This is a genomic window from Leifsonia sp., from assembly GCF_051955155.1.
Classification (GTDB): Bacteria; Actinomycetota; Actinomycetes; order Actinomycetales; family Microbacteriaceae; genus Leifsonia.
In genome coordinates this window covers 1-9,168 of the sequence record NZ_JBQCGZ010000101.1, presented here as the reverse complement: position 1 = coordinate 9,168, position 9,168 = coordinate 1, and the positions used below count along the sequence as shown (strand labels likewise).

At 71.1% G+C, this 9,168-nt stretch carries 9 protein-coding genes; 3 read left to right on the top strand and 6 right to left on the bottom strand.

The features are described 5' to 3' along the window. Positions 1–1,304: type I glutamate--ammonia ligase (gene glnA / locus ACTHMF_RS11375; RefSeq protein WP_440317641.1), on the bottom strand; the 1,304-nt coding region annotated here is incomplete at its 3' end. Between the two features lie 140 nt (positions 1,305–1,444). On the opposite strand from glnA, the gene ACTHMF_RS11370 reads away from it, so the two are divergent. Both ACTHMF_RS11370 and ACTHMF_RS11365 read left to right on the top strand, forming a co-directional pair. Further along, entirely contained in the window at positions 1,445–1,867 is a 423-nt protein-coding gene (locus ACTHMF_RS11370) for an RDD family protein (protein ID WP_314149195.1), read from the top strand. Further along, positions 1,867–2,316 carry an N-acetyltransferase family protein gene (locus ACTHMF_RS11365; RefSeq protein WP_440317639.1) on the top strand — a complete coding sequence of 150 codons (450 nt, stop codon included), beginning with the start codon at positions 1,867–1,869 and terminating at the stop codon, positions 2,314–2,316. The genes ACTHMF_RS11370 and ACTHMF_RS11365 overlap by 1 nt, the downstream gene beginning before the upstream one ends. 32 nt (positions 2,317–2,348) lie before the next feature. Here ACTHMF_RS11365 and ACTHMF_RS11360 read toward each other — a convergent pair whose 3' ends face one another. The 3 genes from ACTHMF_RS11360 to lipB form a co-directional block, all read right to left on the bottom strand. Next, positions 2,349–3,047: a DUF4191 domain-containing protein gene (locus ACTHMF_RS11360; RefSeq protein ID WP_440317637.1), complete on the bottom strand. Its 699-nt coding sequence runs from the start codon at positions 3,045–3,047 to the stop codon at positions 2,349–2,351. Positions 3,048–3,108: 61 nt separating this feature from the next. Beyond that, positions 3,109–4,098: a lipoyl synthase gene (gene lipA, locus ACTHMF_RS11355; protein ID WP_314149198.1), complete on the bottom strand. Its 990-nt coding sequence runs from the start codon at positions 4,096–4,098 to the stop codon at positions 3,109–3,111. Next, positions 4,095–4,808: a lipoyl(octanoyl) transferase LipB gene (gene lipB / locus ACTHMF_RS11350; protein ID WP_440317635.1), complete on the bottom strand. Its 714-nt coding sequence runs from the start codon at positions 4,806–4,808 to the stop codon at positions 4,095–4,097. The genes lipA and lipB overlap by 4 nt, the downstream gene beginning before the upstream one ends. Positions 4,809–4,985: 177 nt before the next feature. Between lipB and ACTHMF_RS11345 the strand changes: the two genes are divergently transcribed. Next, positions 4,986–6,107, top strand: coding sequence for a hypothetical protein (locus ACTHMF_RS11345; protein WP_440317633.1), 1,122 nt, complete (start codon positions 4,986–4,988; stop codon positions 6,105–6,107). A gap of 67 nt (positions 6,108–6,174) precedes the next feature. On the opposite strand, the gene sucB is transcribed toward ACTHMF_RS11345, so the two are convergent. Together sucB and lpdA are read right to left on the bottom strand one after the other, a co-directional pair. Beyond that, positions 6,175–7,716 (bottom strand): 2-oxoglutarate dehydrogenase, E2 component, dihydrolipoamide succinyltransferase, encoded by a 1,542-nt coding sequence (gene sucB / locus ACTHMF_RS11340; protein WP_440317631.1) that lies wholly within the window; start codon positions 7,714–7,716, stop codon positions 6,175–6,177. Positions 7,717–7,778: 62 nt separating this feature from the next. Then, positions 7,779–9,152, bottom strand: a complete 1,374-nt coding sequence (gene lpdA / locus ACTHMF_RS11335; RefSeq protein WP_440317629.1) for a dihydrolipoyl dehydrogenase — start codon at positions 9,150–9,152, stop codon at positions 7,779–7,781. Positions 9,153–9,168: the final 16 nt, after the last annotated feature.

The window sequence follows — 9,168 nt, the reverse complement described above, 5'->3', positions numbered from 1 at the left end:
GCGGTGAGGAAGTCGTGGTCGGCCTCGAGCGCGTCGAGCGCCTCGCCGAGGGACGCCGGCACCTGGGGGATGTTCTTGGCCTCCTCGGGCGGCAGCTCGTAGAGGTCCTTGTCGACCGGCTCGTGCGGCTCGATGCGGTTCTTGATGCCGTCGAGGCCCGCCATCAGCTGGGCGGCGAACGCGAGGTACGGGTTGCCGGAGGCGTCGGGCGCGCGGAACTCGATGCGCTTGGCCTTCGGGTTGGTGCCCGTGATCGGGATGCGGATGGACGCCGAGCGGTTGCCGGCCGAGTAGACCAGGTTGACCGGGGCCTCGAAGCCGGGCACCAGGCGGTGGAACGAGTTCACCGTCGGGTTCGTGAACGCCAGGACGGCCGGGGCGTGCTTGAGCAGGCCGCCGATGTACCAGCGCGCGATGTCGGAGAGGCCGCCGTAGCCGGACTCGTCGTAGAACAGCGGCTTGCCGTCGTTCCACAGCGACTGGTGGGTGTGCATGCCCGAGCCGTTGTCGCCGAACAGCGGCTTCGGCATGAACGTGGCGGTCTTGCCCCACTGCTCCGCCGTGTTCTTGACGATGTACTTGAACTTCAGGATGTCGTCCGCCGCGTGCACCATCGTGTCGAAGCGGTAGTTGATCTCGGCCTGGCCGCCGGTGCCCACTTCGTGGTGCGCACGCTCCAGGATGAGGCCGGCGTCGATCAGCTTCAGCGAGATGTCGTCGCGCAGGTCGGCCTGCTTGTCGACCGGGCTGACCGGGAAGTAGCCGCCCTTGTAGGGGGTCTTGTTGCCCAGGTTGCCGCCGTCCTCGGCGCGACCGGTGTTCCAGGCGCCCTCCTCGGAGTCCACCGAGTAGAAGGAGGAGTGCTGGTTCACTTCGTACCGGACGTCGTCGAAGATGTAGAACTCGGCCTCGGGGGCGAAGTAGGCGGTGTCGGCGATGCCGGTGGAGGCGAGATACTTCTCGGCCTTCTTGGCGACCTGACGCGGGTCCTTCGCGTAGATCTCGCCGTTGCGCGGGTTGTAGATGTCGAACACCATGATCAGCGTCCGCTCCACGCGGAACGGGTCGATGTAGGCGGTCGAGACATCCGGGATCAGCTGCATGTCCGACTCGTGGATCGACGCGAAGCCGCGGATGGACGAGCCGTCGAAGAGCTGGCCGACGGAGAAGAACTCCTCGTCGACACTCGCTGCGGGGATGTTGAAGTGCTGCTGAACACCGGGCAGATCGGTGAAGCGGATATCAAGGAACTTGACGTCCGTGTCCTTGATGAACTTGAGCACCTCGGAAGAATCGCGGAACATACGTTAGGACTCCCAATGGCTGTGCGATGACCGGACTGCGCGTGCAGCCCGACACCCACCGTACGGGGAGGCCGTTTCCCTCCCGTGACGCAAATGTTTCCGGCGTGTTACGCATACGCGCCCCGGGTAAACTCGGTCGGGTGCCCCAGAACCCCTCGCAGCGCCCTCGCGACATCGCGCCCAGCCGCTACCCCGGGGAGCGTCTCGGGCTCCCGGAGGCCGGCCCGCGGTCGGTGGGACGGGCGGGCAGGCGCATCGGCGCGATCGTCGTCGACTGGGCGATCGCGTCCCTGATCTCGTTCGCGTTCTTCCACTACGACCCGTGGGCGAACATCGGCATCTTCGCCCTGATGCAGATCCTGTTCATCCCGACCATCGGCGGCAGCATCGGGCACCGCATCTTCGGGATGCGCGTGGTCGCGATCCGCGGCGGCTGGGTCGGCGTCTGGCGACCGATCGTGCGCACCGTGCTGCTGTGCATCGTGATCCCGGCGCTGGTCTGGGACTCCGACCAGCGCGGCTTCCACGACAAGGTCGCCGGGACCGTCCTCATCCGCGGCTGATGCCCGTCCTGCTGCGTCCCGCCTCCCCGGCGGACAGCGACGCCGTCGCCGACGTCTTCCTCGCAGCCAGAGCGGGGATGACGTACCTGCCCGTGGTGCACACCGAGGCGGAGACACGGTCCTGGATCGCGGGCGCCGTCCTCCCCGGATGCGCTGTGTCGGTGGCGGTCGAGGGGTGCACGGTGCTCGGGTTCTGCGCGCTGGACGGCGACGCGCTCGAGCACCTGTACGTGCATCCCGCCGCTCACGGCCGGGGGATCGGGACGCGCCTGCTCGCGGAGGCGAAGGTCGTGAGCCCGGGGGAGCTGAACCTGCGCACCTTCCAGCGGAATACGGGGGCGCGCCGGTTCTACGAGCGCAACGGCTTCACGATCGTGGCCGTCAGCGACGGCTCAGCGAACGAGGAGCATGAGCCGGACATCCACTACCGCTGGACGCGCACAGTCTGAACCGCCGCTCGGCGGCCGGAGATGTGCCGGACTCAGCGGGCGCGCTGCGCGCGGACCTTCATCGGGTCGATGCCCTTCGGAATCGGCATCGCGTTCTCCAGCGACTGGAGACGGTTGCTGATCGCGAGCACCTCGGCCTTGGTGAGGGTCGGCTTGATCTTGGCGAGCGTGCGCGGCACCTTGTGCAGCGGGACCGAGTCGGCGTCCGGGCCGACCGAGATCGTGGTGACGGGCACGTTCGGCAGCACGCGGGTGACCTTGCGGCGCTCCTCGTCGACCATCCGCTGCGTGCGGGTCTTCGGGCCCTCGCTGATGAGCACGACGCCGCCGCGGCCGGTGGCACGGTAGACCGCGTCCTGCGTCTTGCCGTTGACGGCGACCGGCATCTCCGAGCCGCGCCAGCTGCGCTTGAGCGAGCTGCGGAGCACAGCGCCCACGGCGCCCGGCTGGCCCTCGATCTGCGAGTACGCGGCACGCTCGGCGCGACGGCCGAGGATGATCAGGGCGGCGAGGACACCGGCGAGAATGCCGGCGACGATCCAGAGCACCATCGTGAAGACGTTGCCGCCGGAGAGGAACACCGCGAGCAGGATGCCCACCACGATCGGAAGGGCGAGTCCCAGGACGATGTAGAGGACCGCGCGGTCGTCGTACCGACGGGTCATCTGGAAGACCTGCCACATCTGCTTCAGACGGCCGGGCTCCTTGGTGGACTTGTCCTTGCGTGCCATAGACATAAGGATACCGGCTCGGCCGCCCGCGGGAGGACGTGTTCGCGGGCGGCAGAGCAGGTCAGGAGACGGCCTGCGCGAAGCCGAGCGACGCGTCGGCGAGCGGCCGCAGCTGGGCCGGGATCTCGCGCCCCTTCGCGTGCATCGACTGCGCCCACAGCCGGCCCGCGCGGTAGGACGAGCGCACCAGCGGGCCGGCGAGCACGCCGAGGAAGCCGATCGCCTCCGCCTCGGCCTTGAGCTCCACGAACTCGTCGGGGTGCACCCAGCGCGCGACCGGCAGGTGCCGGGGGCTCGGTCGCAGGTACTGCGTGATCGTGATGATGTCGGTGCCGGCGTCGTGCAGGTCGTGCAGCGCCTGGGAGACCTCGGCGCGCTCCTCGCCCATCCCGAGGATCAGGTTGGACTTCGTGATGAGCCCGGCCGCCCTGCCCTGGGTCAGCACGTCCAGCGAGCGCTCGTACCGGAACGCGGGCCGGATGCGCTTGAAGATGCGCGGGACCGTCTCGACGTTGTGCGCGAACACCTCCGGCCGCGCCGAGAACACCTCGCCCAGGTGGTCCGGGTTGCCCGAGAAATCCGGGACCAGGATCTCCACGCCCGTCCCCGGGCTCTGCCGGTGGATCTCGCGGATGGTCTCCGCGTACAGCCAGGAGCCCTCGTCGGCCAGGTCGTCGCGGGCGACGCCGGTGACCGTGGAGTAGCGCAGGCCCATCCGCGCCACGGACTCCGCGACCCGGCGCGGCTCGTCCCTGTCGAAGTCGGCCGGCTTGCCGGTGTCGATCTGGCAGAAGTCGCAGCGCCGGGTGCACTGCGATCCTCCGATCAGGAAGGTCGCCTCCCTGTCCTCCCAGCACTCGTAGATGTTCGGGCAGCCGGCCTCCTGGCAGACCGTGTGCAGCTCCTCGGACTTCACGAGGCCGTGCAGCTGGCGGTACTCCGGTCCCATCTTGGCGCGCGTCTTGATCCACTCTGGCTTGCGCTCGATGGGGGTCTGCGCGTTGCGGACCTCCAGGCGCAGCATCCGGCGGCCCTCGGGCGCGGCGCTCACGCGGCGGCTCCCGCGGTGGTGGCGGTGAGCTGGGACGCGGTGGCGGGCTGGGCCGCGGTGGGCTGAGACGCGGCGGTGACCCGGGCGAACTCGCGGTCGAACGCGGCCCGGACCAGCGGCGCGACCTCGGCCGGCGTGACCGAGCGGGAGAGCGCGCGGGAGATCGTGGTCACGCCGGCGTCGCGGATGCCGCACGCGACGATGTGCTCGTACGGCTCGATGCTGTTGGAGCAGTTGAGGGCGAAACCGTGCATCGTCACGCCCTCCGCCACGCGGATGCCGATCGCCGCGATCTTCTCGTCCGGCGCCCCGTCGTCGCGCACCCACACCCCGGAGCGCCCCTCGACGCGCTCGCCGGCCACGCCGAGCTCAGCGAGCACCTCGATCAGCACCGACTCCAGCCTGCGCACGTAGCCGACGACGTCGATGGGCTCCGCCAGTCGCAGCAGCGGGTAGCCGACCAGCTGCCCCGGCCCGTGCCAGGTGATCTTGCCGCCGCGATCGACGTCGATCACGGGCGTCCCGTCGGTCGGGCGCTCATCGTCCGCCGTGCGTTTGCCCGCAGTGTAGACCGAGTCGTGCTCCAGGAGCAGGACGGTGTCGCCCGCCCGACCGGCGACGACGTCGGCGTGGATCGCACGCTGCCGTCGGAGGGCCACGTCGTACGGAACGGTGCTGGGGCCGAGGCCCGTCACGTCGTAGGTGATCATGTCGGCATCCTATGTGGACTGAGTCTAAAAACACGAATGCTCCTGCACAGTTGCCGCTCGCGCGGCACCGTCCACAGATTTCGGACGCGTCTCCACGGCCGCTGTCCGCCACGGTTCGATGGAGGCATGAGCCCAGGACGCCGAACCCGCACCCCACCACCGGACTGGCCGCGACACGTGCGCGCGGCGGCCGCCGCCGAGCGCGTGACGGTGCTGCCCGCGCCGGAGGGCTCGCTCCCGCGGGACCGGCCGGGCGAGCACAGCGTCCTGGTCGTCGGCGACGAGCTGGCCGAGCCCGCGATCCTCCGGCTGCGCGACGAGGCGGCCGTCGGCCGGCCGCTCGCCGAGGAGTGCCGAGCGCGCGAGGAGGCCGCGTCCGAGTACGTGCCCGTCGCGCTCGGGCCGCCGCGTGTCCGCACCCTGCGCGGGCGCCCGGTGTCGTCGGTGCTGCTGCCGCAGGCGCAGGGAGGAACGCTGAACACGCTGCTCGCCGCGCGAGCGACCTTCGGCGCGGGCGAGGCCGCGACGATCCTGCTCGCCACGGCCAGAGCGATAGCCCACCTGCACGCGTTCGGCTGGGCCGGGGTGGCGGTGAGCACGGAGACGGTCGCGTTCCGGGCGGACGGCTGTCCGGTGCTGGCGAGGATGGACACCGTGCGACCCTGGACAGCCGCCTTGGCGGATGCCGACCGGGCCGCCTACCGCACCTTCGCCGCGGCCGTCTGCGGCGCCGTCGGCGGGCCAGCGGGCCGCGAACGGCAGACGCTGCACGCCGCCGTCAGGGACGCTCTCGTCGGCGGTGGTTGGGAGGAGGTCATCGTCGCCGTGCTCCGGGCGGCCGCTCCGACCGCGGTTCGGCTACCGCGGGGTGTGCCGGATGGGGTGGATTCGGTGTCATCGGTGGGCGCGGCGGCGTCGGTGCCCGCTCTACCCGCGACGGCGGCCGGCGCGCCGCGCGCGTCCCCGGCGTCGAGGCGGGCGGGGTCTGTGCGGGCGGGCGCGGTGCGGGCGGGGTCTGTGCGGGCGAAGTCTGCGCAGGGCAGGCCTACGCCGGCGCGGTCAGTGCGCGTGGGGCCCCTGCAGTCGGTGCCGTCCGCCGAGCGCGGCCGGGCCGGACGGGTACTGGCTGCGGGCCTGGAGGCGCTCGACGGGCGGCCGGTGGCGGCCCTCGCGCAGCGCGTGGGCGGCTGGCTGCGGGCGCGGCCGGTCTTGCTGATCGTCGCGGGCGTGCCCGTGGCGGTGGTGGTGCTCGTACTCGTCGTCGTGCCGGGCGGGGGCGGCTCCGTGTCGCCGGGATGACGCGGAACGGCCCCGCTCCAGGGGGAGCAGGGCCGTTCCGGTGGTGTCGGTGTCGACGCCGAGGGGATCAGATGCCGAGGTTGCCCTCGAAGTCGCCGCCCTCGAGGCGGTTCTTGACCGCGACGAGGAAGCGCGCCGCGTCCGCGCCGTCGACGATCCGGTGGTCGTACGACAGGGCGAGGTACACGGTCGAGCGGATGGCGATCGAGTCGGTGCCGTCGGCCGAGATCACGACCGGCTTCTTCGTCACGATGCCGGTGCCCAGGATGGCGACCTGCGGGAGGAAGACGACCGGGGTGTCGAACAGCGCGCCGCGCGAACCGGTGTTGGTCAGCGTGAACGTGCCGCCGGCGAGCTCGTCCGGCTTCAGGCGGTTGTCGCGCGTGCGGCCGGCGAGGTCGGCGATCTCCGTGGCGAGGCCGGCGAGGTCGAGGTCGGACGCGTTGCGGATGACCGGGGTCAGCAGGCCGCGCTCGGTGTCGACGGCGATCGACATGTTCTCGTGGTCCGGGTAGACGATGTTGTCACCGTCGACCGTGGCGTTGATCACGGGGTAGGTCTTCAGCGCCTCGGCGGCGGCCAGGGCGAAGAACGGCAGGAAGGAGAGCTTGACGCCGGTCTTGGCCTGGAAGTCGCCCTTCACCCGGTCGCGGAGAGCGGCGACCTTGGTGACGTCCACCTCGACGACCGAGGTGAGCTGAGCGGTCGACTGCATCGACACCACGGCGCGCTCGGCCACGACCTTGCGCAGGCGGGACATCGGCTGGGTCGTGCCGCGCAGCGGCGAGACCTCGGCGACCGGAGCGGCCGCGGGGGCGGCAGCCGGTGCGGCCGCGGGAGCCGCGGCGCTGAGGATGTCCTCCTTGCGGATCCGCCCGCCGACACCGGTCCCGGTGACGGTGGACAGGTCGACGCCCTGCTCGTTGGCGAGCTTGCGGACGATCGGGGTGACGTACCCGGCGTTGCCGGCGTGCGCACCACCCGCGGCGGGAGCCGGGGCGGCGGCAGGGGCGGGAGCGGCGGCGGGAGCCGGAGCAGCGGCAGGGGCCGGAGCGGCAGCGGGGGCCGCGGGCTGAGCCGGAGCGGCGGGGGCCGGGGCGGGCGCCTCCTGAGCAGGGGCCGGAGCGGCCTGCGCCGGAGCCGGGGCGGCGGCCGGGGCCTCCTGGGCCGGGGCCGGAGCGGCGGCCGGAGCCTCCTGGGCCGGAGCCGGAGCGGCGGCCGGAGCCTCCTGGGCCGGAGCCGGGGCAGCGGCCGGAGCCTCCTGGGCCGGAGCCGGGGCCTCCTGCGCCGGAGCGGCGGCCTCGGCCGGAGCGGCCTCGGCGGCCGGGGCGGCGGCCTCGGGGGCAGCAGCCTCCGGGGCGCCCGAGCCGGAGCCGTCGCCGATGGTCACGAGCGGGGTGCCCACCTCGACCGTCTCGTCCTCCTGCACCAGGATCGCCTCGACGACGCCCGCGACGGGGGACGGGATCTCGGTGTCGACCTTGTCGGTCGAGACTTCGAGCAGGGGCTCGTCCACCTCGACACGGTCGCCAACGTTCTTCAGCCAGCGGGTGACCGTGCCTTCCGTGACACTCTCGCCGAGTGCCGGGAGGCTGACGGATTCGCTCATGAGCTTCTCTCCTTCAAAACCTGATCGTTCAGTAGCTTATTGCCGCCAACGCGGCGGTCGGACTAGAGGGTGTGCAGCGGCTTGCCCGCGAGGTAGAGGAACGCCTCACCCAGCGACTCGTTCTGTGTCGGGTGCGCGTGCACCAGCGGAGCGATGTCCTCCGGGTACGCCTCCCAGTTCACCGCCAGCTGGGCCTCGCCGATCAGCTCGCCGACGCGCGCGCCGATCATGTGCACGCCGAGCACGGGGCCGTCGTTCAGGCGGACGACCTTCACGCTGCCGTTGGTGCCGATGATCTCGCTCTTGGCGTTGCCCGCGAGGCTGTAGTCGTAGCTGGTGACGCTGTCCGCGCCGTACTTCTCGGCCGCCTTCGCCTCGGTGAGGCCGATCGAGGCGACCTCCGGGTCGCTGTAGGTCACCTTGGGGATGTTCACGTCCGGAATGACGACGGGGTTGAGCCCTGCGATCTCCTCGGCGACGAAGATGCCCTGCTGGAAACCGCGGTGCGCGAGCTGCAGGCCGGGGACGATGTCGCCGACCGCGTACACGCCCGGGAGGTTGGTGTGCAGGCGCTCGTCGGTGATGACGAAGCCGCGGTCCATCGTGACGCCGACCTCCTCGAAGCCGAGCCCCTGAGTGAGCGGGCCGCGCCCGACGGCCACGAGCAGCAGCTCGGCCTCGACGGTCTCGCCGTTCTCGAGCGAGACGACGACGCCGTTCTCGTTCTGAGTGACACCGGAGAAGCGGACGCCGAGCTTGTAGTCGATCCCGCGGCGGCGGAACGCGCGCTCGAGAGACTTGCTGATCGACTCGTCCTCGTTCGGGACCAGGTGCGGCAGCGCCTCGATGATGGTGACCTCGGCCCCGAAGGACTTCCAGACGCTGGCGAACTCGACGCCGATCACGCCGCCGCCGAGGACGGCGACCTTCTTCGGGACGAAGTCCAGTTCGAGCGCCTGCTCGCTGGTGATCACGCGGCCGCCGATCTCGAGGCCCGGGAGCGAGCGCGAGTAGGAGCCGGTGGCCAGGATGACGTTCTTACCGACGATGGTGTCCTCGCCGACCTGCACGGTGGTGGGGGAGACGAGACGTCCCTCACCCTCGATGACCGTGATGCCGCGGGCCTTCACCAGGCCCTGCAGACCCTTGTACTTCTTCGCCACGATCCCCTGGCGGTACTCGGTGACGCCATTGATGTCGACGCCCTGGAACTGGGTGACGATGCCGTACTTGGCGGACTCGCGCGAGTAGTCGGCCACCTCGGCCGCGTGCAGCAGCGCCTTGGTCGGAACACAGCCGCGGTGCAGGCAGGTGCCGCCGACCTTGTCCTTCTCGATCATGCCGACGGTGAAACCGAGCTCGGCCGCACGCAGCGCCGCTGCGTAGCCTCCACTCCCACCGCCGAGCACCACAATGTCAAAGTTCTGCTCAGACACCCAGCTACTCCCTCGC